Below are 23725 nucleotides of genomic sequence, written 5' to 3' on the forward strand. Positions count from 1 at the left end.
GCCGGGGCGTTGTCAGTGGCGGGTCGTACGGTGGGCGCATGGACAGCGATGGGCAGTACGAACAGCAGGTCGTGTGGGCGGTGATCGGTACCGGGATCGGTCCGCTGCTGCTGGTCGCGACCGGCGAGGGCCTGGTCAACGTCGTGTTCCACGCCACGGACGCGGTGCGTGACAGGGCGCTCGAACGGCTGGCGTCCCGGCTGGGCCGCGAGCCCGTCGAGGCACCCGACTCGCCGCTGCTGGCCGAGGCGATACGGCAGGTCGAGGCGTACTTCGCGGGCGAGCGGCGGGACTTCGAGCTGCCGCTGGACTGGTCGCTGATCTCGGGCTTCAACCGGCAGGTGCTGCGCGAACTGGCCTCGGGGGTGCCCTACGGCGCGGTCGTGGGCTACGGCGACCTGGCCGGGCGGGTGGGTCAGCCGGGCGCGGCCCAGGCGGTGGGGGTGGCGATGGGCTCCAATCCGCTGCCGGTCGTCGTGCCCTGTCACCGGGTGGTGGAGAGCGACGGGGGCATCGGCGGGTTCGGGGGCGGGCTGGAGACCAAGCGCAAGCTGCTCGCGTTGGAGGGGGTACTGCCCGAGCCGCTGTTCTGAGACCCAGCTCCTGGGTGTGCGGAGGGTGGCCGGGACGCGGAGGCGGTACCAGACTCCCCCACGTGCACATGGGCACCCCGCTGGTCCGGGTGGGCACCTCACTAGTCGTAGTGCCGGGCCTCGAAGACGTTTCCGTCCGGGTCACGGAAGTAGAAGCTGCGCCTGGCCTTTCCGCGGGCGCCGTAGGAGTCGTAGGAGAACTCGGAGACGGGTGCGGCGCGTTCCTCGAGGCGGCTGTGCAGGGCGTCGAACTCGTCGCCGGGCAGGGCCAGGCAGACGTGGTTGACGGGGTGGCCGGCGCTGTCGGCGGCGCCGGGAAGCATCTTCATGTGCTCCGCCATGGAGTGGGGCATGAGGTCGAGGATGGTCTCGTCGTTGAGCCGTACCGACGGGAACGGCGCCTTCCCCGCGGAGAACTCGGTGATCCTCAGGGGGCGCAGCCCGACTGCCTTCTCGTAGAAGTCTGCCGAGGCGACCGGGTCGTGCACCCACAGGACGACATGGTCGAGACGTGTCGTGTTGTCCGTCATGTCCTTCAGGCTGGTACCGCCTCCACCGGGCCGCAAGGGTCTGACCGGACTCCCGGTCGCGGTACTACGCCTTGGTCCCCCATGCCGAGATCATCGGGGCCGTGGCCAGGTCCATGCCTCCGGCCTCGATGTTCGCCAGGTGACGGTCGATGTCCTCGTTCGTGGCCAGGTTCGCGGTGACGAGCGTGTCGCGGATCTGGCGGATCGTGGCCGATTCGAGGGCGGCGCAGGCCGGGGAGGTGAGCGGGAAGTACGCATCGGCCTCGACGCCGTGCAAGCCGGCCTCGCGGAGCAGGCGTGGCAGGCGGCGGCCGTAGGAGAGGTCGGCGCCACGGTCGGCGAGCAGCCGGCGGAATCCGTGCCGCAGACGGTTGGCGAGTCGTTGCTCTGGGCCGTGCTCGTCGGGGCAGACCAGGGGCTGCAGGGCGGGGTCGGCATCCTCGATCAGGAGTCGGCCGCCCGGCCGCAGGGCCTTGATCATCGACTGCAACGCCCGTTCACGGTCGGGCACATGGACGAGGACCAGCCGGGCATGCACCAAGTCGAAGCCCTCGCCCGGCGGTTCCTCGGCGCCCACGTCGTGGACGCGCACGTCCACCGGCGGGCGGGCCACTGAGGCGAGCAGCGACGTGTCGATGTCGGTGGCGACGACCTGCCCGGCCGGCCCGACCTTCTCGGCCAGCCAGGACACCACCGAGGTACCGCCCGCGCCGACCTCCCAGCAGCGCCGGCCGGAGTCGATGCCGAGCCCTTCGAGGTGCCGGAAGGTGGTGGGGTCGAAGAGGGAGGCGAAGGCGTCGAAGCGCTCTGCCGCCTCGGCCTGCCGGTTGTCGAGGAGATAGCCGTCGGATCGCTTCATGACGCGATCATCCCAGTTGCCCGGCTTGCCGGAAGCGGTCGACGAGTCAGCTCCCGTGAGCCGGGAAGACGTTCCGTGGGTAAACCCCTTCGTCCACGGGCGGGAACCAAACGGAATGCCCTGTTCCCACAGGCTCACCCACCCCTTACACAGACCTGGCACACTGGCGCGCCAAGGCACAGGCAGGCGGCTCACCACGGGGGCGAACCGCGAACCGCGCATCGAGCCCGGAGATCCACGCAAGGAGATCCATATGTCCATGGCAGGGAATCTGCGCAAGGTCACCCACCTCAGCGGGGTAGGCGGCCTGCGCAAGGTGGCACGGCTGGCCAGGCGGCGGCCACGCGTCGACCTGAGTCACCCGGCCCGGTCCCCGCTGGGCTCCTCGGTGGTGAACTGCGTGACGTACCGGGACGGCGTGCGGGTGCCCGGGGGCAGTGATCTGGTCGACGCGGTGGAGCGGGTGCGAAAGAAGGGTGACGGGTTCGTCTGGCTGGGGCTGCACGAACCGACGGATCAGGAGTTCGCGGGCATCGCCGAGCTCTTCGATCTGCATCCGCTGGCGGTCGAGGACGCGGTCGAGGCCCATCAGCGCCCGAAGCTGGAGCGGTACGGCGAGACGCTGTTCGCGGTGTTCAAGACGGTCTGCTACGTCGAGCACGAGGAGCTGACGGCGACCAGCGAGGTGGTGAACACCGGCGAGATCATGGTGTTCGTCGGCGAGGACTTCGTCATCACGGTCCGGCACGGGATGCATGGTTCGCTGGGGCCGCTGCGCGAGGGACTGGAGGCCGACCCGCAGCAACTCGCGAAGGGGCCGGCCGCGGTGCTGCACGCGATCGCGGACCATGTGGTCGACGACTATCTGCTCGTCACCGACTCGGTGCAGGCGGACATCGACCAGGTGGAGATGGACGTGTTCGCGGAGAACGGCGCTCGGGCCGACCCCGGCCGGATCTACCAGCTCAAGCGTGAACTCCTCGAGCTGAAGCGGGCCGTGGTCCCCCTCGGCCGCCCCGTCGAGGACCTGGCGACCCGGCCCATCCGTGTGGTCGACCCGGAAATACAGGCCTACTTCAGGGACGTCCTCGACCATCTCATGCGGGCGAAGGAGCAGATCGCCTCCTTCGACGAACTGCTCAACTCGATCCTGCAGGCCCATCTCGCTCAGGTCACGGTCGCGCAGAACGAGGACATGCGGAAGATCACGGCCTGGGCCGCGGTGATCGCCGTACCGACGATGGTCTGCGGTGTGTACGGCATGAACTTCGACTACATGCCGGAGCTGCACTGGAGTTTCGGATACCCCCTGGTCATAGGTGTGATGGCGGTGGCGTGCCTGGCGCTGTACCGCGGTTTCCGGCGCAGCGGCTGGCTGTGAGGCGCTCCGTGGGGCGGGTCAGCGCTCGGTGCTCCGTGCGTACACGCTGTGGGCGAAGTCGGCGATCTGCTCCTCCGTCAGATGCCGGGCCACGTCGGCCTCGCTGATCATGCCGACCAGCCGCTTGTTCTCGATGACGGGGAGCCGGCGGATCTGGTGGTCCTGCATCTCCCGGAGTACGTCACTGACGTCGGCGTTCGCGTCGATCCAGCGGGGGGTGCCGTGGGCCATCTCGCCGGCGGTGACCTTGGCCGGGTCGTGGCCCATGGCCACGCAGCCGATGACGATGTCGCGGTCGGTGAGGATGCCGCAGAGCCGCTCGTTCTGGTCGCTGATGGGCAGGGCTCCGACGTTCAGTTCGCGCATCAACTGGGCCGCGCGGTCCAGTGTCTCGTGGGCGGGGATCCACTGGGCGCCACGGTGCATGATGTCTCCGGCGGTGGTCATGGAGTACCTCCCGGTGCCGGACGGCCGGCGCGGTGCGGGGACGCACCGCTAGTCCCGGCGCCCTACATTGTCGCCGCGCGGCCCGGCACCTGCACCCGGAACTTGGCGGTGGCGGGCGGCCGGGGGCGCCGGCCCAGCAGCCTCAGGCCGAGAAACCCACGATCTTCCGCGGGACGATACGGATGATCACACGGACCTCGTCGTCCTTCTCGCCGGGCGGGTCGATGCCGAGGTACTTGTGCGAGAGCTCGTACGGGAGCTGCTTGCCCTCGTCGGGGAGGATCTCGGCGGTGCCGCGGATCTCGACCGAGGTGTAGGGGTCGGCGAGGTCGAAGACCGAGAGGCTGATGCGGGGGTCGCGGCGGAGGTTGCGCACCTTCTGGCGCCCGTCGGTGGACGAGAAGAGCACGGTGTCGCCCTCGCGCTTGATCCAGACCACCGAGTTCTGCGGGGCGCCGTCGGGGCCGAGGGTGGCGACGCTGGCGAAGTTCTTGCCGTCGAGAAGGGTGCGGACGGAGTCGGTGAAGGGGACGGGATCACTCGAGGAGGTCGTCATGCGAACACAGTAACTACATGCGCATGCATATAAAAGGGGTTTGCCTGTTGTCGATCACCCCCTCGACGGATCAACCCCTCCATGCCGGATGGCGCGGGTCGTCGGCCCGCACCAGGACGTCGGCCGTGCCTGCCGGGTCGGTCTCGTCCGCGTAGCGCTGGAAGGCGGGGAGTGTCCAGTGGTCGGCCTCGGGGGTGCGGCGGCGGAGGGCGCCGGGCGAGAGGAGGACATGGACAGTCAGGTCGAAGGGGAACCAGTGGCGCAGCAGGAGGGGGCCGTGCAGCAACAGGAAACCGCCGGGCGGGAGTTGGGTGTAGGGGGTGCGGGTGGCGCGGTCGGTGACCGGGTCCCACAGGTCGGGCAGGACGCGTCCGTCGCCGCCGGGTTCGAGGGGGCCGAACACCTCGCGCCACAGGGCACCGGTGTCCAACCAGCCGTCGTAATAGGCGTCGACGTCGTGGTGGCCGTACTCGAGGCGGACGGAGGCGGGCCGCAGAAAGCCCTCCGCGCCGATGGTCAGCGAGGGGCGGCCGCGTACCCGCAGGGCTTCGGCGACGCGTTCGGCGAGGTCTCCCGGGTGGGCTGCCGGGGCTCCGTCGAAGGCGATGCGGGGCCAGGGGCTGCCGTCGGCGGGCTTGAGGTCGAGCAGTCGCTCGGCCAGGAGGTCGCCGAGCCGGTCCCAGGTGATCGCTTCGAGTCGCACATCGCCCATGATGCGTCAGCCGTCGGCCGGGGTGCGCCTCGCGCCGAAGAGAGGGCGGCGTGGAAGAGGGGTGGAGGGCAAGGGCGCGGTGGGCGCGATTTCGCGGTAGTCCGCAATGCCCTCGGGGGAAGGAAACAGCTATGGCACGTCTTGCAACCCCTGCGTCCCACAGCGGGATTGTCGTCTTCCAGCCGATCAAGAGACGGCACTGCGGGGAGTGTCATGCGGGACCGTTGCCGCTGCTCGTGTTGGAGGAGGGGGCACCGCGCTGTCTCGACTGTGCCGACCTCGGGCATCTGGTGTTCCTGCCGCGCGGCGACACCGCGCTGACCCGGCGGTCGCGGGAGGAGAGTGCGCTGTCGGCGGTCGTGGTGCGCTTCAACCGGCGCAAAGCGCGGTACGAGCGGCAGGGCGTCCTGGTCGAGGAGGCGGGGCTCGCCCGGGCCGAGGCGCGGTGCCTGGCGGACGCGGAGGCGCGGCGGCGGCGCCGGGTGCGGGACGCCCGGCGGCGGATCGCGGAGGACCTGCGGTTCACGGAGGCGTTCGCGGCGGAGATACGACGGCTGTTTCCCGGGTGCCCGGCGGAGCGGGCCCGGGCGATCGCGGCGCATGCGTCGGTGCGGGGCAGCGGGCGGGTGGGCCGGAGCGCGGCGGGGCGGGCGCTGTCCGAGGGAGCGGTGGTCTCGGCGGTCGCGGCCTCCGTACGGCACGTGGACACCCCGTACGACCAGCTGCTGATGAGCGGAGTAGCACGGCACGAGGCCCGTCGACGGATAGGGGCGGCGGTGGAGACGGTGCTGCGGGGGTGGCGCTCGGGAGAGGCGGGGGTCGGTTGACGCGGGGCGCGGGAGCCGCCGGTGCAAGGGGGGATCGGTCGGTGAACGTCCGGGGGCCGATGGCGTGAGTACGGGCCCCGCAGGCGAAAGTCCGGGAAAGGCGGGTCCGCTGGGGAAGGGCCGCGGTCAGGTCAGTAAAAGATCGAAGCCCGTCGGCGACAGGCCGAGGTTGATTGGCAAAGGCCGAGGTCCGTGAGTGACAGGCCGCCGGTCGCCCACGAAGGCCGAGGCCCGTGGGCGACGGACCGAGGTCGACTCACGAAGGGCGGGGGCCCGTGAGCGACAGACCGAGGTCGACTTACGAAGGGGGCCGTCGGCAAAAGGGACCAGGTCAATTGACAAAGGGCAGGCTCATTGACACAAGACGGGCGTTCGTTGGCGAAGAGCGGGGCTCGGTTGACGAAAGGCCGTAACCCATGGGCGGCAAGGCCGCGGTCGCGCCGCGGAAGGCCACAACCCGTCAGCGACAGACCGAGGTCGATTCACGAAGTCCGGGGCCATCGACAAAAGGTCCAGATCGATTGAAGAAAGGCGAGGCCATTTTGACGCAAGACGGGGGTTCGTTGGTGAAGAACCGGACTCGGTTATCGAAAGGCCGAGGCCCATTGACGAAAGAGCCGGGCGCGCCCACGAGAGGCTCGGGTGTGCCGGTAGCAGGCCGGTCGGCAAGACACACCGAAGCGTCGACTACAGGCACAGGGCCCCTGCAGAAGGGAGACCGGGCGGCAGGCGGCCTGTCTGCGCCGAGGTCGGGACGGGCTCGGGCGGCAGCCGACCCCTCGGCACCGCGATCGCGATCGGCTGCGACGGCAGACGGCCCGCTGGCGCCGCCACGACAATCAGCTCCGGCGGCAGTCGGCCGACCCGCGCTGCGACCCGCAGCCGCCCGATCAGGGCTGGACGCTCGCGTATGTGGCCGTGTTCCTCGGCCATGGTCACTGTGCTCGTACGGGAATTCACTTGTGGTGACGGGAGGTGCCGGGGAAGATCTCGGCTCTACGCGGGAGTTGACGACATGATCGCTGGACCGTATTTCTGGCTGACGGTGCTGGGGGTGCTCGGGACCGGTCTGGTGGCCGGGGTGTTCTGCGGCTTCTCCACGTTTGTGATGAAGGGGCTCTCCGCGCTGCCGCCCGCACAGGGCATGGCCGCGATGAACGCGATCAATGCGACCGCGGTGATGCCGGCGTTCATGCTGTTGTTCGTGGGGTCGGCGGTGCTGTGCGCGGTGCTCGCCGTGGTGACGTTCGTGCTGTGGCCGGACGACGGGAGGGCGGAGCTGCTGGTGGGCAGCGTGCTGTATCTGTTCGGTTCGTTCGGGGTGACCATGGTCGCGAACGTGCCGCGCAACGACACACTGGCCAAGCTGGACCCCAGCACCCCGGAAGCCGCCGCGTACTGGCCGTCGTACATACGCGAGTGGACGTTCTGGAATCACGTGCGGATGGTCGCCGCGGCCGGTTCGGCGGTGGCGTACGTGCTGGCGCTGACCTGAGCGGAGCGGAAGGACGGAAAGCAGGGCGGAAAGCGCTGTCCGTCCCCTCTGCGCACGGGGCCGGGGAGTCGTATCGTGGCCGAAAGAGTGCCGCCCGATGACGCACGGCTCGTCGCATGCTCAGGCAAGGAAGACGGCCATGGCCGATCCCAAGGGATTCATGACCACGCCTCGCCAGGACTGGCCCCGCCGCCCGGTCGCGGAAAGGGTCCAGGACTGGGACGAGGTCTACGTCCCCGGGGCGCTGCTGCCCATCATCAACAAACAGGCCGACCGCTGCATGGACTGCGGCATACCGTTCTGCCACGACGCCTGTCCGCTCGGGAATCTGATACCCGAGTGGAACGACCTGGTCAGCCGGGACGACTGGCGGCAGGCGGCCGACCGGCTGCATGCCACGAACAACTTCCCCGAGTTCACCGGGCGGTTGTGTCCCGCGCCGTGCGAGGCGGGATGTGTGCTCGCCATCAACCAGCCCGCGGTCACGATCAAGAACGTCGAGGTCGCCATCGCGGACCAGGCCTGGGAGCTGGGGTTCACGCCGCCGCGGCCGCCGGACCGGTTGTCCGGGCGGACCGTCGCGGTGATCGGGTCCGGGCCGACGGGGCTGGCCGCGGCCCAGCAGCTGACCCGGGCCGGGCACACGGTCGCCGTGTACGAGAAGGACGACCGGCTCGGCGGGCTGATGCGGTACGGCATTCCCGCGTTCAAGATGGAGAAGCACCATCTGGACCGGCGGCTGGAGCAGATGCGCGCCGAGGGAACCAAGTTCCGTACGTCGACGGCGGTCGGGCGGGACGTCGGGGCGGCGGAGCTGCGGGCCCGGTACGACGCCGTCGTGATCGCGACCGGGGCGACGGCATGGCGCGAACTTCCCGTACCTGGGCGCGAGTTGGCCGGGATACAGCAGGCGATGGAGTATCTGCCGCTGTCCAACCGGGTGTGCGAAGGGGACTTGGAGAGCTCCCCGATGTCCGCCGCCGGGAAGCACGTCGTCATCGTCGGGGGCGGTGACACCGGGGCGGACTGTCTGGGGACCGCGGTGCGCGAAGGGGCCGCGTCCGTCACGCAGTTGGACATCTACGCCCAGCCCGGCGCCGTGCGCGACGAGGACACCGAGCCCTGGCCGACGTACCCGAAGATCTACCGGCTGTCGGCCGCGCACGAGGAGGCCCGGGATCTGGAGACGGCGCCGGCGGCGGACGCGGACGCCCGGCTGTTCGCGGCGTCCACGCTCCGCTTCACCGGCGACGAGAGCGGGCATGTGCGGTCGCTGCACCTGGTCGAGGTGGACGCGGCCCGGCGCCCACGCCCCGGCACCGGGCGGACGCTCCCCGTCGACCTCGTGCTGCTCGCGCTCGGCTTCTCCGGACCCGACCGTGAGGACGGGCTCGTCGACCAGTTGGGACTGGCGATGGAGCCCCGCGGGACGATCACCCGTGATGCGGGGTTCGCGACGAACGTGCCCGGTGTGTTCGCGGCCGGGGACGCGGCACGCGGGCAGTCGCTGATCGTGTGGGCGATCGCGGAGGGGCGGGCGGTGGCGGCGGCCGTCGACCGTTATCTGACGGGGAGTTCACAGCTCCCGGCGCCCATCGGGCCGTACGACCGTCCGATGACGGTGTAGCCACCGCCGGCCCGGCTAGCGGCGCCGCTCGTCCGTCCCCGCCACCTTGCCCGTCGAGAGGGCCACCCGGTTCCAGGTGTTGATCGTGAGGATCAGCCCGAGGACGTGGGCCAGTTCCTCCTCGTCGAAATGGGCTGCGGCCTGTGCGTAGACCTCGTCGGGGACTCCGCTGTCGGCCACCAGCGTCACCGCCTCCGTCAGGGCGAGGGCGGCCTGCTCCCGCTCGGTGAAGAAGTGGCGGGCCTCGCGCCAGACGGCGACCATGTGCAGCCGGTCCTCGCTCTCACCGGCCTTGCGGGCGTCACTGGTGTGCATGTGCAGGCAGTACGCGCAGTGGTTGAGGTGCGAGGCCCGGATCTGGATCAGTTCGACGAGGGCCGGGTCGAGTCCCTCACGGGCGGCGGCGTCGAAGCCGATGAGCGCGCGGAAGACCTTCGGAGCGGACTTCGCGAAGTCCAGGCGGGCCGTCGTCGTGATGTGCGTCGTGTTCGTCGTCATGTGCTCCAACCTATGGCCCTGAAAGACCGGCTGTAGGGTGCATTTTCATGGCGAAATCATGGGTCAATTCCGCTGAGCGGATCGGGTCCGACCTGCATCTGGAGCTGGTCGAGGCAGGCGGGCGGCGGGCCGCGCTCATCGGGGCTCTGCGCGAGGCCGTGCGAGAGGGGCGGCTTGCTCCCGGCACCCGGCTGCCGCCGTATCGCTCGCTCGCCGCCGACCTCGGTGTCGCCCGCAACACGGTGGCCGACGCGTATGCGGAGCTGGTCGCGGAGGGCTGGCTGAGCGCCCGGCAGGGCTCGGGCACCCGGGTGGCAGACCGTGCCGAACCGCTGCGGCAGGCCGATCGGACGCCCCGAAAGGCACCGCGCGCGCCTGGCCCTCGCCACGATCTGCGCCAGGGCACCCCGGACGCGTCCGCGTTCCCGCGTGCGGCCTGGCTGGCGTCCTGTCGGCGGGCCTTGCAGCAGGCACCCAACGAGGTGTTCGGCCCTGGTGATCCGGCCGGCCGGATCGAGCTCAGGGAGGCGCTGACGGAATATCTGGCACGCGCGCGTGGTGTGCGCACCGAGCCGGACCGGATCGTGATCTGCTCCGGTTTCGCGCATGGGCTGCGGCTGCTCTTCGGCAGCCCGGGCCGGGTCCTGGCCGGGCCGCTGGCCGTGGAGGCGTACGGGCTGCCGTTCCACCGGGAGCTGCTGGCGGCCGCGGGCGTGCGGACCGTACCGCTCTCCCTGGACGACCAGGGCGCACGCGTGGACCGGCTGGCGCGGGAGCGGGCCGTGCTGCTCACGCCCGCGCACCAGTTCCCCACCGGCGGACCGCTGCACGCGGAGCGCCGGGCAGCGGTGGTGGACTGGGCACGCGCGCGTGGCGGGGTGGTGGTGGAGGACGACTACGACGGGGAGTTCCGCTACGACCGCAGGCCCGTCGGGGCGGTCCAAGGGCTCGACCCGGAGCGGGTGATCCTGCTCGGCTCGGTCAGCAAGAGCCTGTCGCCGGCCGTGCGGCTGGGCTGGATGGTGCTGCCCGGGCGGTATGTGGACGGTGTGCTCGCGGCCAAGGGCGAGCGGGAGGCATGGGCGAGCGTCCTCGACCAGCTGAGCCTCGCCGACTTCATCGTCTCCGGCTCGTACGACCGTCATGTGCGGCGCATGCGGCAGCGGTACCGCAGCCGCCGTGACCGCCTCGTCGCGGCGCTCGCCGCGCACGCACCGCACGTCGAGGTCACCGGGGTCGCGGCGGGCCTGCACGCGGTGCTGCGGCTGCCGCCCGGCACGGAACGCTCCGCCGTCAAGGCCGCCGGCTGGCAGGGCGTGGCCCTGGACGGCCTGGCCGAATTCCGTCACCCGGCGACGGACATGCCGGCCCAGGACGGCCTGGTCGTGGGGTACGCGACGCCCTCCGAGCATGCGTACGGGGCGGCGTTGGAGGCGCTGTGCCAGGTGCTGCCACCGGAGGCGGACAAGCCTCCTCGCGCCTCCCGATGACCGCCGGGCCAGGGCTTGCGCCCCACCGCCCCGCACCCCGGAATCGCCCCGTCGCCCTGACCCGGCACCGGCTCCCCGAGATGCGGGATGCCACAGCTGCGGCACCTCGACGCCGGGCTCGACCTCCAGACCGTCGAAGAAGCGTGTGAACTCCGCACGGGAGCGCAGTGCCAGGGTGACGCCCGCGGCCTTGAGCTGCTCGGTCGCGGCCTTCGACTCCTCGCGGTGAAGTCGGCGGTCGCGTGGCCGGCCACCAGGTAGCTGCCGGAGGGGAGTTCGGCCGGCAGACGGCGGACGAGTTCGTGCAATCAGGACTTGGTTCACCATCAGAACGGACAGTTGATCAAGTGTCCGGGCATCCGAGCAGGCGCCGGACCCACACGTCACGACAGCAGGAAGTCCGCCTCCCCCGCCTTGGCGCCCTCGATGAACGCCGTCATCTCGTCGGTGGTGTAGATCAGCGCCGGTCCGTCCGGGTCGGTGGACTGACGGACGGCGATCCGGCCGTCCGCCAGCTTCATCGCCTCCAGGCAGTTGCCGCCGTTGCCGCCGCTCCACGGCTTGAGCCAGCCCTCGCTGCCCAGCTCCCGTGCGGGCATGCCGTTGTAGACGTGGCCCAGCGCCTTGATGCGATCCATTCACAGCTCCTTGCGGAGATCCTCGAGGATCTCCTTCGTGCGATGTGCCGTAGCGGCCTGTGCCGCCATGCGGTCCATGACCTCGAGGTGGGTCGCCACCTCGGGGCGCGCGTCGAGATAGACGGCGCCGGTCAGGTACTCGCTGTAGACCATGTCCGGCAGTTCTGACATGGCAAATCGGAACAGCACGAAGGGCCCGTACGTACCGGGGTGCGGACCGCCCGCCAAGGGCGCGACCTGCACGGTCACGTTGGGCAGCTTCGTGGCCTCGAGCAGTCTGCCGATCTGGGCACGCATCACCTCCGGGCCGCCGACCGGGCGGCGCAGCGCGGTCTCGTCCAGGACGGCCCAGAAGCGCGGCGCGTCCTGACGGGTGAGCAGTTCCTGACGTTGTATGCGCAGGGCGACATGGCGCTCGATGTCTTCGGGGCTGGTCTGGCCGATCGCACCCGACCGCAGGACTCCGCGGGCGTAGTCCTCGGTCTGCAGCAGACCCGGGACGAAGTGGGGGTCGTAGGAGCGGATGAGGCTCGCGGCGCCCTCGAGGCTGACGTACATGGAGAACCAGGCGGGCAGGATGTCGTGGAACCGCTGCCACCAGCCGGGTCTGTTGGCCTCCTCGGCCAGCTGTACGAAGACCTCGGCCTCCTCCTCGGAGACGCCGTAGGACTTCAGGAGCAGCTGGAGGTACGGGATTTTGAGGGAGACCTCGGCCGTCTCCATGCGGCGGACGGTGGCGGGGGCGACCCGAAGGATGCGGGCGGCCTCCTCGCGCTTGAGGCCGGCGTGCTCCCGCAGGTCCAACAGGCGGCGGCCTAGGACGACTTGACCGACCGTCGGCGCAGACCGCGGTTCGCTCACCCTCCACCTCCCGTGGCCGCTGAGAGTCCAAAAAAGCATGCTGACAGCCATACGGCGCCATTCGAAGACCTATTCGAAGTTCTGTACGGTTTCGTACGGATCTCCGTCGATCCCAAGTGGCGCCGCATGACGTGCTGTTGCGAGCAGTGTGCCACGGCCTTCCACACCGTCACAGGCACTCTGCAATTTTCAGAGTGACACTTGCCAAGTGTTCACGCCGGGGCGATAGTGGCAAGCGTGATTCCGTCCGCGCCCTTAGGAACAGACGCGACCGAAGGCCGCCCCCACAGCCTCGGTGCACGCCACTCGGGGGCCGCTGCCGAGCGCCGGTTCCGCTTCGAGCTGGCCGCGCATCCGGCTTCTCCCGCGCAGGCCAGACGCCTGACGAGGGCCCGGCTGAACGTCTGGTCGGTGTGCGAGGACATCTGCGACACCGCGGCTCTGGTCATCTCCGAGCTGGTCACCAACGCCCTTGTGCACACGGCGAGCAGCCACATCGTCTGCGAGCTGCACGACGGCGACGAACTGGTGCGCATAGCCGTGCGTGACGAGGGCTGCTCCCCGGGTGCGCCCCATGCGTCGCGGGCGCGGCCCGAGGAGGAGCACGGGAGGGGGCTGCTCCTCATCGACGCGCTGTGCGACGCATGGGGCGCCCATGAGCACGGTCCGGGGCTGCTGGTCTGGGCGGAACTGCCGCGCAAGGCCGACACTGCACACCATGACTGCGGGCCGTGCACCCAGGTGAAGGTGCCGTACAACGACCTCGGCTGGGGAGCCCGCCCCAAGCCGGGGCCGGCCGGTGGTTCGGGTGACGAGGACGAGGCGGCCGCACCGCACGGTGGGGACGCACACGGGCAGCAGGGGACGGGGGCCGCATGGCGGTGAGCGCTGCGCCCGGTGGCCGGGTGCTGAGCCTGGACACGCTGGTCCGCCTCGGGCGCGGAGTGCGCACGCCGGGCAGGTCCCGGCGACTGCCGGTGCCGGACGGCATGACGGCCCCGATGGGCTGCGACGCCGTGGAGGTGCCGGCCTGCTTCGGCCCGCTGGTGCTGTCCCGGCTGCCGCGCGTGGGGTGCGTGTACGCCGACGCGGCGCACTGGTGGTGGCTCGTCCCGTCCGACTCCGACTACGCACTTCAGTGGCCGACGCCCGCGCAGTACGCCGCCGGGGCGCTAGTTCCGGACGCCCCGGCGGTCCCCGACCTCATCCACCGGCCGGCCGGCACACTCCCCTACACCCCGCCGATCCCGCTGTATCTGGCGCTGTGCCGGGTGACGGGGACGACGCCGACGTGGTCGCGGCCGGCCGCCGCATGACGCGCGTGGTTGCGTAAACATCGCGCCCCTGCCGGGCGTACGCCCGCGCGCTCGACCGGCTGTGCCACGCGCTCTCCCCCGGCGGGTCCGGTCCCGCGATAGTGGCCGTTCGTCGACGTGGATCGGGGGAGGCCGGCGGTGGCGGAATCACAGGGCTCGGGCGGGCGCGGGACGGCACGGGGGCCGGGCAGGCGGGCGAAGAAGCGCGACGAGGGCCCGCCCGAGGTCTCCGAGTCGGAACAGCTGCTCTTCGGCGGGCCGTTGCGCTACGACCTGGGCTGGAACCAGCACCGGGACGCGTTCATGGAGCTGAACTTCCGGGCCATGGTGACGCGGCTGCCTGCCCTGCTGGGCTCCAGCTTCCGGCTCGCCTGGCAGGCCGACCGGCAGGCGGCGCGGATCGTGCTGGCGGCCGAGGCGGGCCGGGGCGTGGCCCAGGCGGTGGGCCTGCTCGCCATGAACAGCGTGCTGGGGCGGCTGATCAGCGGCGGCGCGATCGGGGACCGGCTGCGCGACGCCGTGCCGGTGCTGGCCGCGATGGCCGCCGTGGCACTGCTCGGGGCGCTGCTGCGGGGCGCGTCGACGTATGCGACCGGGCGCCTGGAACCCAAGGTGGAGCGGGTCGCGACGGAGCTGTATCTGGAGCGGGCGGCGGCCGTGGAGCTGGCCGCGATCGAGGACCACGCCTTCCACAAGCTGCTGGACACCGCGCAGTACGGCGCCGGTTCGGCACGGCGGATGATCTCGTACGCCACGCGCGTGGTGAGCGCGCTGATCTCGCTGATCGCGGCGGCGGGCGTGCTGACCGTGCTGCACCCCGTCCTGCTCCCGCTGCTTGCGACGATGACGCTGCCGACGGCGTGGAGCGCACTGACGAACGCCCGGCGGCGCTACGAGTCCTGGCACACCTGGGTACAGCACGCCCGGGCCGGCTATCTGCTCAGCGGCCTGCTCACCGAACCGGCCGCGGCGCCCGAGATCCGGGTGCACGGGGTCGGCCCGTTCCTGCTGCGGCACTACCGCGCCATGGCGGAGACGGCGGAGGCCGAGCAGGCGCGGCTGGCCCGGCTGGCGGCGCGCACCGGGGTGATCGCGTCGGCCTGGACGGGCCTCGCGAGCGTGGCGACGTATGCGACCCTCGCCGGGCTGCTGCTCGCCGGTGCGATGGCACTGTCCGTGGCGGGTACGGCGGTCATCGCGATCCGCACGGGCTCGTCGAGCCTGGACAACCTGGTGGTGGCGGTCAACTCGCTCCACGAGGACGCCCTGTTCGTGGGCGATCTGCAGAAGCTTTACGTCGAGGCGGCCGAGCGGGCGATCCCGGTCGGCGGCGACCCACTGCCCGAGGACCCGCGGGAGATCCGCTTCGAGAACGTCACGTTCAGCTACCCGGGCGAGTCCGCCCGCCCCGCCCTCGACGACGTCACGCTCAGCCTCCCGCTGGGCCGGATCGTGGCGCTGGTCGGCGAGAACGGCTCCGGCAAGACGACCCTGGTCAAGCTGCTCGCGGGCCTGTACAAGCCGGACGGCGGCCGGATCCTGTGGGACGGCGTCGACGCGGCGACCGCGGACCGGCACCAGCTCGCCGAGCGGGTCGCGATGGTCGCCCAGGACTTCAAGCGCTGGCCGTTCACGGCCCGCGTCAATGTGGCCATCGGCCGCTCCTCCGCGCCCCTGACCGAGGAACGCATGGCCACGTCGCTCGCCGAGGCCGGCGCGGAGGACGTGGTGGCCGATCTGCCGCGCGGCCTGGACACCCTGCTGGCCCGCCAGTTCAACGGCGGACACGAGCTGTCCGGCGGCCAGTGGCAGCGGCTCGGCGTGGCACGGGCCGCCTACCGGCGCGGCCGGATCCTGGTCGTGGACGAGCCGACGGCGGCCCTGGACGCGCGGGCAGAGCTGGAGGTCTTCGAGAAGATCCGCGCCCTGGCCTCGGCCGGGCAGACCGTCGTGCTGATCACCCACCGGCTTGCGTCGGTGCGCCACGCGGACCTGGTGCACGTCCTCGACCAGGGCCGCCTGGCGGAGTCCGGCACTCCGGACGAGCTGCTGGCGAGCGGCGGTATCTACGCGGAGCTGTACTCGCTCCAGGCCGAGCAGTACTCGGCGCCGGTACCGAAGGCCGGTTGAGCCGGCGCCGCTGCAAAGCGGTCAGGCGACCGCGTCGACGGTCGCCTCGCTGCGGACGACCACGAGAAACGTGTCCGTCGCCAGGTCCATGACCACCTCGGCGGCCAGCCCTTCCATGCGCCGCGCATGCGCGAACTCCTCGGCCGGCCACGATCCCCGCGGCCCGCCCGCGGGAAAGCGTTCGAGCACTGTTCGCCCGTTCACCATCCTGCACCTCCAGAAAGCGTCGTACTTGTAGGAGTTAACGCCTTCCAGGGGCCGAACGCCTCGCTCAGTTGCCGGACTGAGACGTAGTTGACACTCGTTCACCGCGGAGTGTGAGGATCCGGTCACTCAGTGAAGATCCCGGCCATGTTTCGACTACTTCCTGTTTCACTTCTTGCACTCGCCGTGATGCCCCTTTGTATACGACACCGGGAGTTCGACCAGGCCGCGAGCGCGCAGGGAGCGGCGCCGGCGCAGGTCGCCGTCCGCAAGGGTGAGGTCCGGGAAGCGTTCCAGGAGGGCGGCGAGGGCGATCTCGGTTTCGGCGCGGGCGAGCGGGGCGCCCAGGCAGTAGTGGATGCCGTGGCCCAGGGCGAGGTGGCCGGAGGCGTCGCGGGTGAGGTCGAGGCGGTCGGGGTCGGGGAAGCGGGCGGGGTCGCGGTCGGCGGCGGACGGGGAGACCCAGACCGTCTCGCCGGCGGGGATCGTGACCCCGCCGATGGGCATGCCCGCCACGGGGAAGCGCCGGACGGCGAGCAGCGCGGGGCCCTCGTAGCGCAGAAACTCCTGGACCGCGGCGGGGAGTCGGGTCAGGTCCCTGCGCAGGGCGGCCAGCTGCTCGGGGTGTTGCAGCAGAGCGAGGACGGCGTTGCCGATGAGCTGCACGGTGTTCTCGTAGCCGGCGAAGAGGATGAGGAAGGCGAGGGACATCAGCTCGTCCTCGCTGAGCCGGTCGCCCTCCTCGCGCACGGCGATCAGGTCGGAGAGCAGGTCGTCGCCGGGCTCGCTGCGCTTGTCCGCGAGGAGCCGGGTCAAGTAGCCGAGCATCGCCACCACCGCCTTCTTGGCGGCTTCGGGCCCTGCGTCCGGGGCCGGGGCGACGAGGGTGTCGGTCCAGATCCGGAAGTCGAAGCGGTGCTCGTCGGGGATGCCGAGCAGATCGCAGATGACGGTGATGGGCAGCGGCGCGGCGTAGGCGGCGATCAGGTCGGCGGTGCCGTGCGGGCCGAGCGCGTCGAGGAGCCGGTCGGCGGTGCGGCGGATCGGCGTACGGAGTTGCTCGACGCGACGCGTGGTGAAGGCGCGGCCGACCAGGCGGCGCACGCGGGTGTGGTCGGGCGGGTCCATGTTGAGGAGGTTGGCGTCGAGTGCCGGCGGCAGCGCGAGGCCCTTGTAGGTGCCGGCGGTGGCGTGCCGCTTGTCGAGCGAGAGCCGCGGGTCGGCAAGGGCGGCGCGTACGTCGTCGTAACGGGTGACGAGCCAGGCGGGGGTGCCGTCCGGTCCAGCGATGCGGTGCACGGGCGCGGTCTCGCGCAGCCGCCGGTAGACGTCGTAGGGGTGGTCGAGGAGGCCGTCGGCGGGGTCCATGGGATCAGCGTAGGGCGGCGGGGTTCACGGCTTGGGGGCCGACTGCGTGACCCCCTGGGCGAGTTGACCGACGAAGTGGAAGACGCCCTGGCCAAAAGTGGTCGGGGCGATCAGCACGCCGAAGGCGAGGGCGAGAAAGACGGTCAGCCACTGGTCGGAGCGGCTGCGGGCCTGCACATCACGGCGACTTATTCGCACGAAGATGACGACAGCGAGCAGCACCGCCACATCGATCGTGAGCTCCACCGGCCGGCCTCCCGTCAGACGAGCACGTCCCGTACGTCCCGGCCTACCTGTGTAGCGTGAAACCACTTGGCGTGACTTCCCGATCACCCGCGGTTGGCGGCAAAACGCTTCTCCTGGGCCGATTTCTAGGTCTTGTAATCCTGGATCCGGCGGCCATGGCCGCGGTCGAGCAGTGCGGGCAACCGCTCCCCAAACTCCCGTGCGACCGCCGGGACAGCGAGGGTGAGCAGCTCCCGGTCGCGCATCAGTACCCGTCCGTCGACGATGGCCGTCCGTACGTCCGAGGAGCGGGCGCTGTGCACGAGGGTGGCGGCGAGGTCGTGGACGGGCTGGGTGTGCGGGCCGGTGAGGTCGACGAGGACGAGGTCCGCGCGCCGGCCGGGGGCGAGGGTGCCGAGGGTGTGGCCGAGGCCGACCGCCCGGGCGCTCTGCAGGGTCGCGTGATGGAAGGCCTGACGGGTTGTCAGCCAGCGTGGGTCGCCGGTGGTTTGCTTCTGGATGAGGGCGGTGAGCGCCATCGACTCCCACACGTCGAGGGAGTTGTTGGAGGCCGCGCCGTCCGTGGCGAGGCCGACGGGGACCCCGATGTCGTACAGGGCGCGGACCGGAGTGGCGGTGGGCCAGGCGAACTTGAGGTGGCCGCGGGGCGCGGTGGCGACGGCCACGCGGCCTGCCGCGCCTTCGAGCACGGGCAGGTCGCGCTCGGTGATGCCGGTGCCGTGGGCGATGAGGCCGTCGGTGTCGAGGATGCCGGTGCGCTGCAGGATCTCGATGGGGGTGGCGCCGTGGCGTTCGAGGCTGACGTCGGTCTGGTCGCGGTTCTCGGCGGCGTGGATGTGGACCGGCAGGCCGTGGGCGCGGGCGAGTTCGGCGGTGGCGGTGAGGTCGGCCTCGTCGACGGTGTACGGCGCGTGCGGGGCGAGCGCGGTGGTGATGCGGCCGCCGGCGCCACCCCGGTGCCGTAGCGCGAACTCCAGGGACTTTTCCCGGCCTTGGGGGCCCTGGGAGGAGAAGTACGCCTCTCCCAGATGGGCCCGGAGCCCGCACTCCTCGACCACGGCGGCGACCGCGTCCATGGCGAAGTAGTGGTCGGCGAAGCAGGTGACCCCGCCCCGGACCATCTCGGCGCAGGCGAGCCGCGCCCCCAACCCCACGTCCCTTTCGGTGAGGTTGGACTCGACGGGCCAGACGACGTCGTTGAACCACTCCTCGGTGGGCAGGTCCTCGGCGGCGCCGCGCAGCGCGACCATCGGTGCGTGCGTGTGGCAGTTGATCAGGCCGGGCATGGCGACCTGGCCGCGCCCGTCGATGCGCTCGGCCGCGGCGAGGTGCTCGACCGCGGAGGCGGCCGTCACCGCCTCGACGACCCCGTCCCGTACGACGACGGCCGCGTCCTCCTCGAACCCGACCTGCTCCTGGTCGTCGTGCACGAGGACCGTGCAGCCGGTGATGACGAGATCGGCGGGAGAGTCGGTCATCCCGCCAACGTACGACGCCGTCGTCGCCCGGCGTGAGCCGATCCACGCATCCGGTCCCGTCCGGTCGCGGAATCGGCCGCTCTCGGGGACCCTGTCCTCACCACAGCTCGCCGCACGGCTTCTGGAAGGGGCCCGGCATGCTCCTCGGCACCTGGAACCTGGAGAACCTCTACCGGCCCGGCGGCCCCTTCGGGCCCAAGGACAAGGCCGCCTACGAGACGAAGCTCGCCTCGCTCGCCGCCGTGATCACGGAGCTCGATCCGGCGCTGCTCGGCGTGCAGGAGGTCGGCGAGCCCGAGGCGCTGGACGACCTGGTCGGCATGCTGGACGGCGACTGGCATGTCGCGCTGTCCGGGCATCCGGACGGCCGGGGCATCCGGGTCGGCTTCCTCAGCCGTACGGCGGTGGAGGTCGTCGCCGACACGAACGCGTTCCCGGCGAAGCTGCGGCCCGTGCAGGAGGACGACTCCGGTGCGCAGGTGTCGGCGGCGGGGCGCGGCTTCCTGGCCGTCGAGGTCGCGACGGACTTCGGACCGCTGCGGGTGGCCGTGGCGCACCTCAAGTCGAAGCTGCTCAGCTATCCGGGGAACCGTTTCTTCCCTCATGACGAAGGCGAACGGGCCCGCTACGGCGCCTACGCCCTCTACCGGCGCGCCGCCGAGGCGGCGACCCTGCGGGCGCTGGCCGACACCCTGCTGGCCGGGGACGGGCGCGAGCGGGACGTCGCCGTGCTGGGCGACCTCAACGACGAGGTGCAGGCCGCGACCACGCAGATCCTGCTCGGCCCGCCCGGCTCCGAGATCGGCACACCGGGCTACGACCATCCCGACCAGGGCGATGCGCAGCGGCTGTGGGACGTGGCCCCGCTGATCCCCGCCGAGCAGCGCTACTCCCGCATCAACTCCGGGCGCCGCGAACTGATCGACCACATCCTGGTCAGCCGCCGCCTGGTCCTGCGGGTGACGGCGGCGGGGACGGGCCTGCCGGGCGACGGGACGCTGCGGCTGCCGTCGGTGGGGCCGGATCCGGCGGACCGGCAGGGAAAGCCGGGGTCGGACCATGCGCCGGTGTGGGTGCGGGTGGGGCAGTGATCCGCTCGGCGGGGCGCACCCGAGTGGCACGCCCCGCCGCCGGGCTCAGCGGTCCAGGTGGGCGACGAGCAGGTTCGGGTCCTGCTCGGTGAAGTACGCGGCGCTGTTGACGTAGAGCGTGCAGCCGCGCACCGCCACGGAGGTGGGGTTGGACAGCCCGTCCGCCTGGGTGAGGACGACGGAGTGGGTGCCGTCCGGGCGTACCTCGACGAGCTCGCTGACGCCGATCAGGGCGGCGAGAACGGTGTCCTCGTGCGGTCCGGGGAAGGCGAAGTCGTCGACGTTGGTGAGCCCGGTCGCCCGGGTCTCGACCGCGCCCGCGGAGCCGTTCGGCCGTACGGGAATGCGCAGCAGTGTCCCCCGGTCGCTGTTGGACACCCATACGGCTCCGCCATGGACCTTCACGCCGTTGGCACCGAAGCCGGCGCCCGTGACCGGGACCGGGTCGAGGGCGGTGTCCTCGGCCCACACGGTCGGCGTGCCCCCGGCCTGCGGAACCCGCCACACGACGCCCTGGGCCGAGTCGGCGGCGTAGAGCACGCCGTGGCGCTCGTCGAGGGCGAGGCCGTTGGGCAGGGCGGTCGTCGGCAGCTGGGCGATCTGCCGGGGTGCGCTGCCGTCGGGCGCGATGCGCCAGACGCCGGTCTTGTCGGTGCCGGTGGCGTAGTCGACGTAGAGCGTGCCGTCGTGGGCGCGGGCGATGCCGAAGACGGTCGCGGCCTTCAGCACGGGGGTGTTCGGGTTCGGCTCGTCGGGCAGGGTCGCGCGGATCGTGGTGTTCCCGCCCGGGGTGACATGGGCGACCTGCCGGGCGGAGGCGAAGGTCAGATCGGCGGAGCCGTCGGGTTCTACGGCGATGTTCTCCGGCGTCTGCCCTGCGGCGAGGTCGAAGTGGGCGACGATACGGGGCCCGGACACGGTCGGTCCGTCAGCGGACGCGGGAGCGGTGGCGAGCACCGTCAGGGCGACGGCGGCCGTGGTGGCACCGACCAGGTACGGGAGTCTGTGCAGGAACCTCTGCTGGGACATGAACCTCTCCTGGGACTGGGACACGAAGGCACACGAAGGCACCAGTGTGCGTCGCGGGACAGGAACTGTCGTACGAATTTCCGTGCACGGGCGGTGGAGTACTACACGGCGAGGGGCAGCTCGGGCAGGCGCAGTCCCGTCCGTTCGCGTCCCTTCTCGAACTTCCGGAGCAGCTCGGCCAGTTGCTCCCGCTGGCGGGCGGACAGCCGTCCCGAGTCGTCGAGCTGTACGGCGCAGGCGGTGGTCGTGTCGACGAGCCGTTCGAGGACGGCGACGACCTCGTCGGCGCCCTCCGAGTGCCGGGCGAGTGCGGGGAGTTCGGCGGCGGCGAGGGCGATGGTGGTGTGGGCCTCGGCGAGTGTGCGGTAGGCCTCGCGGCGGAGGGTCCAGCGGGTGGCCCGGGAGTCGGGGCCGGCCATCGGGTCGCGGGCCTCACGCAGGACGTGGGCGAGGTAGGCGTGCGCGGCGCTGCCCGCCGCGACGAGCCGGGCCCGCACCGTCCCGCCCCGCTGCCCCGGCATCGGCAGATGCCCGACGACGAGGACGATCGCGCAGGCCAGCAGGGTCTCACCGATCCGGCTGACGGAGGCCTGCGGCTCCCCGCCGACCATCACCAGGGCGAGCACGAGCACGGTGACCACGGCGGTCTGCGCGGCGAAGTGCCGGGTGGCGACGGGGATGAGGGCCCCGCTGACGGCGACGAGCGCGATGAGCCCTTCGGGCCGGGGCAGTACGGCGGCGAACCCGGCGAAGACCAGAGCCCCGAGCACCGTCCCGGCCGCCCGGCACAGCACTCGCGAGACGAGCGGCCCGAGGTCGGGCTTGACGAGGAAGACGACGGTGGCGGGCAGCCAGTACCAGTGCGCGTGCTGCCCGTACCAGCGGGCGTGGTGCAGGGCCTGCGCCACGGCCGCGCCGGCCCCGAAGCACAGGGCGACCCGCAGCCCGTACTCCCGGCCACCGGCCCCGAAGGCGAGACGGAACAGGTCCTTGGCGCTACGCCGCCGGGTGTGCAGGTCGCCCCCTTCCCCCTGGTCGAAGGCGTCGGCGGCATGCAGCAGCGCGTCGTCGAGGGCGCGCAGGGCGGGAGCCGAGCGGTGGGGTGCGGGCAGCGGCCCGGTGTGCGTGTTCTCCCGTACGGCGGCCGCGAGCCGCCGCGGCCCTTCGGCTGCCCGTCCGGGGACGGCCTCCCCGGCCCAGGCGAGCGCGGTGGCGGCCTCGGCGAGCGGGAGGGCGGCGGCGTACTGCGCATGCAGCCGGCGTTCCGCGGAGGAGGAGGCGTAACGCCGCAGCCGGGGGCCGGCGAGGGCGTCCTGCGCATGGTCGAGGGCCGCGGTCAGCGCGGCCCGGCGCGCGATGCCGTTCTCGGACCCGGCCGCCTCGAGCAGATCGGCGACGGCGTCGTACACGGCCGCCACGGCATCCCGCTCCCCGTCGAACCGGAAGTCACCGGCGGTGGCACCGGGGGTGGGGAGCAGCAGCCGCAGGGCGAGCAGCCACCCGGCGCCCGCGAGAAAGGCCAGGGCCCGCAGCCACCCCGCCTCCGGGACCGGCATCCCGGCACCGATGGCGGAGGCGACGAGCAACTGCGTCCCGGCGCCTGAGGCGACGGGCCCGATGGCGCTGATGCCTCCGGCCAGCAGCCCGATGCCGGTGAGCAGGAGGGTGAGCACGACCGCTCCGACATGCGCCCCGGCATACGTCCCGACGAGCAGCCCACCGGCCCCCGCGAGTGCGGGCACCCCGAGCCGCTTGACGGAGGCGCGACGGCTGCCGGGCCGGTCGTTGATCCCGGCGAGCATGGCGGCGATGGCGGCGACGACACCGAGGGAGGTGCGACCGATGAGCACCGCGGCGAGGAGAAGCGGCCCGGCGGCAAGAGCACCGCGCACGACGGCGCTCCAGGGGATGGGGCCTCGCTGGGTGCGGAGGGCGTGGGCGAGCCAGGGCGGCAGCGCGAGGTGACGGGTTTCAGAGCCGGTGCGGGCGGCGGGGCGGGACACGGGGGCTGGGCTCCTGTACGGACGAGGGCGGGGTGTGCCTTCGGGCGACGGTGGCCGAGTTGCGGGGTGTGGTGCCCACGGTAGATCGCGTTCCTGGAGCGAACGGGACGATTGTGTTTCCGGGGTGTGACGGTTGGCCGGGAGGGTGCGTTCTTTATGAACGCAATTCCCTGAGGAACGCAGGCGGACCCGGGGGCGTAGCCTGCCCCCGGGCCCTGGGATGCCACCCATATTCACACGCCGGCACGCTTGAGGGTTCCGGTCAGTCGTTATGTCGTCGCGTCCTGCCTTTGGACCACCGCACATCGAGCTGTGCGGACTGGACTTGAACCAGCATTTCGACGCG

Annotated in this window: 24 protein-coding genes and 1 pseudogene; 10 read left to right on the forward strand and 15 right to left on the reverse strand. The window is 71.6% G+C overall.

Annotated elements, in window-relative coordinates; translation table 11 throughout:
- Positions 1–38: 38 nt before the first annotated feature.
- On the forward strand, positions 39–593 hold the full coding sequence (locus ACFY1E_RS34915; RefSeq protein ID WP_389083240.1) for a methylated-DNA--[protein]-cysteine S-methyltransferase: 555 nt from the start codon (positions 39–41) through the stop codon (positions 591–593).
- A 101-nt stretch (positions 594–694) separates the two neighbouring features.
- Here the strand turns inward: ACFY1E_RS34915 and ACFY1E_RS34920 are convergent, their stop codons facing one another.
- Together ACFY1E_RS34920 and ACFY1E_RS34925 are read right to left on the reverse strand one after the other, a co-directional pair.
- A complete protein-coding gene (locus ACFY1E_RS34920; protein ID WP_389083242.1) occupies positions 695–1123 on the reverse strand; it encodes a VOC family protein in 429 nt (142 codons plus the stop codon).
- Between the two features lie 64 nt (positions 1124–1187).
- Complete coding sequence (locus ACFY1E_RS34925; RefSeq protein ID WP_389083245.1) at positions 1188–1982, reverse strand: methyltransferase domain-containing protein; 795 nt, start codon at positions 1980–1982, stop codon at positions 1188–1190.
- Between the two features lie 253 nt (positions 1983–2235).
- Here ACFY1E_RS34925 and corA point away from each other — a divergent pair, with 253 nt between their 5' ends.
- Positions 2236–3363 carry a magnesium/cobalt transporter CorA gene (gene corA, locus ACFY1E_RS34930; RefSeq protein ID WP_344403916.1) on the forward strand — a complete coding sequence of 376 codons (1128 nt, stop codon included), beginning with the start codon at positions 2236–2238 and terminating at the stop codon, positions 3361–3363.
- A gap of 18 nt (positions 3364–3381) precedes the next feature.
- Here corA and ACFY1E_RS34935 read toward each other — a convergent pair whose 3' ends face one another.
- From ACFY1E_RS34935 to ACFY1E_RS34945, 3 genes are all read right to left on the reverse strand, one after another.
- Positions 3382–3810, reverse strand: a complete 429-nt coding sequence (locus ACFY1E_RS34935; RefSeq protein ID WP_389083247.1) for a CBS domain-containing protein — start codon at positions 3808–3810, stop codon at positions 3382–3384.
- Between the two features lie 142 nt (positions 3811–3952).
- Entirely contained in the window at positions 3953–4366 is a 414-nt protein-coding gene (locus tag ACFY1E_RS34940; protein WP_389083249.1) for a PPOX class F420-dependent oxidoreductase, read from the reverse strand.
- Between the two features lie 70 nt (positions 4367–4436).
- Positions 4437–5078, reverse strand: a complete 642-nt coding sequence (locus ACFY1E_RS34945; protein ID WP_389083251.1) for a uridine kinase — start codon at positions 5076–5078, stop codon at positions 4437–4439.
- A 131-nt stretch (positions 5079–5209) separates the two neighbouring features.
- Between ACFY1E_RS34945 and ACFY1E_RS34950 the strand changes: the two genes are divergently transcribed.
- From ACFY1E_RS34950 to ACFY1E_RS34960, 3 genes are all read left to right on the forward strand, one after another.
- Positions 5210–5905 (forward strand): DUF2293 domain-containing protein, encoded by a 696-nt coding sequence (locus ACFY1E_RS34950; RefSeq protein ID WP_389083253.1) that lies wholly within the window; start codon positions 5210–5212, stop codon positions 5903–5905.
- Between the two features lie 1015 nt (positions 5906–6920).
- A complete protein-coding gene (locus ACFY1E_RS34955; RefSeq protein ID WP_389083255.1) occupies positions 6921–7400 on the forward strand; it encodes a DUF1772 domain-containing protein in 480 nt (159 codons plus the stop codon).
- A 139-nt stretch (positions 7401–7539) separates the two neighbouring features.
- Positions 7540–9027 carry a glutamate synthase subunit beta gene (locus ACFY1E_RS34960; protein ID WP_389083257.1) on the forward strand — a complete coding sequence of 496 codons (1488 nt, stop codon included), beginning with the start codon at positions 7540–7542 and terminating at the stop codon, positions 9025–9027.
- 15 nt (positions 9028–9042) lie between these two features.
- Here ACFY1E_RS34960 and ACFY1E_RS34965 read toward each other — a convergent pair whose 3' ends face one another.
- Entirely contained in the window at positions 9043–9525 is a 483-nt protein-coding gene (locus ACFY1E_RS34965; RefSeq protein WP_389083260.1) for a carboxymuconolactone decarboxylase family protein, read from the reverse strand.
- Between the two features lie 47 nt (positions 9526–9572).
- Between ACFY1E_RS34965 and ACFY1E_RS34970 the strand changes: the two genes are divergently transcribed.
- The gene (locus ACFY1E_RS34970; RefSeq protein ID WP_389083261.1) at positions 9573–11015 is read left to right on the forward strand and encodes a PLP-dependent aminotransferase family protein; all 1443 of its coding nucleotides are present in this window, start codon (positions 9573–9575) and stop codon (positions 11013–11015) included.
- 11 nt (positions 11016–11026) lie between these two features.
- On the opposite strand, the pseudogene ACFY1E_RS34975 reads toward ACFY1E_RS34970, so the two are convergent.
- From ACFY1E_RS34975 to ACFY1E_RS34985, 3 genes and pseudogenes are all read right to left on the reverse strand, one after another.
- Positions 11027–11320 (reverse strand): annotated as a pseudogene (locus ACFY1E_RS34975) (SAM-dependent methyltransferase); the annotation flags it as partial.
- Between the two features lie 78 nt (positions 11321–11398).
- Entirely contained in the window at positions 11399–11653 is a 255-nt protein-coding gene (locus ACFY1E_RS34980; protein ID WP_389083263.1) for a DUF397 domain-containing protein, read from the reverse strand.
- Positions 11654–12514 carry a helix-turn-helix domain-containing protein gene (locus tag ACFY1E_RS34985; RefSeq protein ID WP_389083266.1) on the reverse strand — a complete coding sequence of 287 codons (861 nt, stop codon included), beginning with the start codon at positions 12512–12514 and terminating at the stop codon, positions 11654–11656. It lies immediately after the preceding gene.
- Between the two features lie 228 nt (positions 12515–12742).
- On the opposite strand from ACFY1E_RS34985, the gene ACFY1E_RS34990 reads away from it, so the two are divergent.
- The 3 genes from ACFY1E_RS34990 to ACFY1E_RS35000 all read left to right on the forward strand — a co-directional run bounded on the left by ACFY1E_RS34990 (position 12743) and on the right by ACFY1E_RS35000 (position 15960).
- Positions 12743–13399: an ATP-binding protein gene (locus tag ACFY1E_RS34990; protein ID WP_389083268.1), complete on the forward strand. Its 657-nt coding sequence runs from the start codon at positions 12743–12745 to the stop codon at positions 13397–13399.
- On the forward strand, positions 13390–13830 hold the full coding sequence (locus tag ACFY1E_RS34995) for a hypothetical protein (RefSeq protein ID WP_389083271.1): 441 nt from the start codon (positions 13390–13392) through the stop codon (positions 13828–13830). The genes ACFY1E_RS34990 and ACFY1E_RS34995 overlap by 10 nt, the downstream gene beginning before the upstream one ends.
- A 273-nt stretch (positions 13831–14103) precedes the next feature.
- The gene (locus ACFY1E_RS35000) at positions 14104–15960 is read left to right on the forward strand and encodes an ABC transporter ATP-binding protein (RefSeq protein ID WP_389083356.1); all 1857 of its coding nucleotides are present in this window, start codon (positions 14104–14106) and stop codon (positions 15958–15960) included.
- Between the two features lie 21 nt (positions 15961–15981).
- Here ACFY1E_RS35000 and ACFY1E_RS35005 read toward each other — a convergent pair whose 3' ends face one another.
- The 4 genes from ACFY1E_RS35005 to ACFY1E_RS35020 all read right to left on the reverse strand — a co-directional run bounded on the left by ACFY1E_RS35005 (position 15982) and on the right by ACFY1E_RS35020 (position 19256).
- Entirely contained in the window at positions 15982–16167 is a 186-nt protein-coding gene (locus ACFY1E_RS35005; protein WP_365832503.1) for a hypothetical protein, read from the reverse strand.
- A gap of 165 nt (positions 16168–16332) precedes the next feature.
- Complete coding sequence (locus ACFY1E_RS35010; protein ID WP_389083273.1) at positions 16333–17532, reverse strand: cytochrome P450; 1200 nt, start codon at positions 17530–17532, stop codon at positions 16333–16335.
- 24 nt (positions 17533–17556) lie between these two features.
- A complete protein-coding gene (locus ACFY1E_RS35015) occupies positions 17557–17778 on the reverse strand; it encodes a hypothetical protein (RefSeq protein WP_389083276.1) in 222 nt (73 codons plus the stop codon).
- Between the two features lie 125 nt (positions 17779–17903).
- Positions 17904–19256, reverse strand: a complete 1353-nt coding sequence (locus ACFY1E_RS35020; RefSeq protein ID WP_389083278.1) for an amidohydrolase — start codon at positions 19254–19256, stop codon at positions 17904–17906.
- 137 nt (positions 19257–19393) lie between these two features.
- On the opposite strand from ACFY1E_RS35020, the gene ACFY1E_RS35025 reads away from it, so the two are divergent.
- The gene (locus tag ACFY1E_RS35025; protein ID WP_389083281.1) at positions 19394–20347 is read left to right on the forward strand and encodes an endonuclease/exonuclease/phosphatase family protein; all 954 of its coding nucleotides are present in this window, start codon (positions 19394–19396) and stop codon (positions 20345–20347) included.
- A 45-nt stretch (positions 20348–20392) separates the two neighbouring features.
- On the opposite strand, the gene ACFY1E_RS35030 is transcribed toward ACFY1E_RS35025, so the two are convergent.
- Positions 20393–21376 (reverse strand): hypothetical protein, encoded by a 984-nt coding sequence (locus ACFY1E_RS35030; RefSeq protein WP_389083284.1) that lies wholly within the window; start codon positions 21374–21376, stop codon positions 20393–20395.
- Between the two features lie 101 nt (positions 21377–21477).
- Positions 21478–23379, reverse strand: a complete 1902-nt coding sequence (locus ACFY1E_RS35035; protein ID WP_389083286.1) for an FUSC family protein — start codon at positions 23377–23379, stop codon at positions 21478–21480.
- Between the last annotated feature and the right edge of the window lie 346 nt (positions 23380–23725).

Origin of the sequence: Streptomyces sp. NPDC001604 (assembly GCF_042893475.1) — a bacterium.
Classification (GTDB): domain Bacteria; phylum Actinomycetota; class Actinomycetes; order Streptomycetales; family Streptomycetaceae; genus Streptomyces.

Coding starts and splice junctions, on each gene's coding strand:
- ACFY1E_RS34915 (WP_389083240.1), top strand. CDS start 39: ATGGACAGCGATGGGCAGTACGAACAGCAGGTCGTGTGGGCGGTGATC.
- ACFY1E_RS34920 (WP_389083242.1), bottom strand. CDS start 1,123: ATGACGGACAACACGACACGTCTCGACCATGTCGTCCTGTGGGTGCAC.
- ACFY1E_RS34925 (WP_389083245.1), bottom strand. CDS start 1,982: ATGAAGCGATCCGACGGCTATCTCCTCGACAACCGGCAGGCCGAGGCG.
- corA (WP_344403916.1), top strand. CDS start 2,236: ATGTCCATGGCAGGGAATCTGCGCAAGGTCACCCACCTCAGCGGGGTA.
- ACFY1E_RS34935 (WP_389083247.1), bottom strand. CDS start 3,810: ATGACCACCGCCGGAGACATCATGCACCGTGGCGCCCAGTGGATCCCC.
- ACFY1E_RS34940 (WP_389083249.1), bottom strand. CDS start 4,366: ATGACGACCTCCTCGAGTGATCCCGTCCCCTTCACCGACTCCGTCCGC.
- ACFY1E_RS34945 (WP_389083251.1), bottom strand. CDS start 5,078: ATGGGCGATGTGCGACTCGAAGCGATCACCTGGGACCGGCTCGGCGAC.
- ACFY1E_RS34950 (WP_389083253.1), top strand. CDS start 5,210: ATGGCACGTCTTGCAACCCCTGCGTCCCACAGCGGGATTGTCGTCTTC.
- ACFY1E_RS34955 (WP_389083255.1), top strand. CDS start 6,921: ATGATCGCTGGACCGTATTTCTGGCTGACGGTGCTGGGGGTGCTCGGG.
- ACFY1E_RS34960 (WP_389083257.1), top strand. CDS start 7,540: ATGGCCGATCCCAAGGGATTCATGACCACGCCTCGCCAGGACTGGCCC.
- ACFY1E_RS34965 (WP_389083260.1), bottom strand. CDS start 9,525: ATGACGACGAACACGACGCACATCACGACGACGGCCCGCCTGGACTTC.
- ACFY1E_RS34970 (WP_389083261.1), top strand. CDS start 9,573: ATGGCGAAATCATGGGTCAATTCCGCTGAGCGGATCGGGTCCGACCTG.
- ACFY1E_RS34980 (WP_389083263.1), bottom strand. CDS start 11,653: ATGGATCGCATCAAGGCGCTGGGCCACGTCTACAACGGCATGCCCGCA.
- ACFY1E_RS34995 (WP_389083271.1), top strand. CDS start 13,390: ATGGCGGTGAGCGCTGCGCCCGGTGGCCGGGTGCTGAGCCTGGACACG.
- ACFY1E_RS35005 (WP_365832503.1), bottom strand. CDS start 16,167: ATGGTGAACGGGCGAACAGTGCTCGAACGCTTTCCCGCGGGCGGGCCG.
- ACFY1E_RS35010 (WP_389083273.1), bottom strand. CDS start 17,532: ATGGACCCCGCCGACGGCCTCCTCGACCACCCCTACGACGTCTACCGG.
- ACFY1E_RS35020 (WP_389083278.1), bottom strand. CDS start 19,256: ATGACCGACTCTCCCGCCGATCTCGTCATCACCGGCTGCACGGTCCTC.
- ACFY1E_RS35025 (WP_389083281.1), top strand. CDS start 19,394: ATGCTCCTCGGCACCTGGAACCTGGAGAACCTCTACCGGCCCGGCGGC.
- ACFY1E_RS35030 (WP_389083284.1), bottom strand. CDS start 21,376: ATGTCCCAGCAGAGGTTCCTGCACAGACTCCCGTACCTGGTCGGTGCC.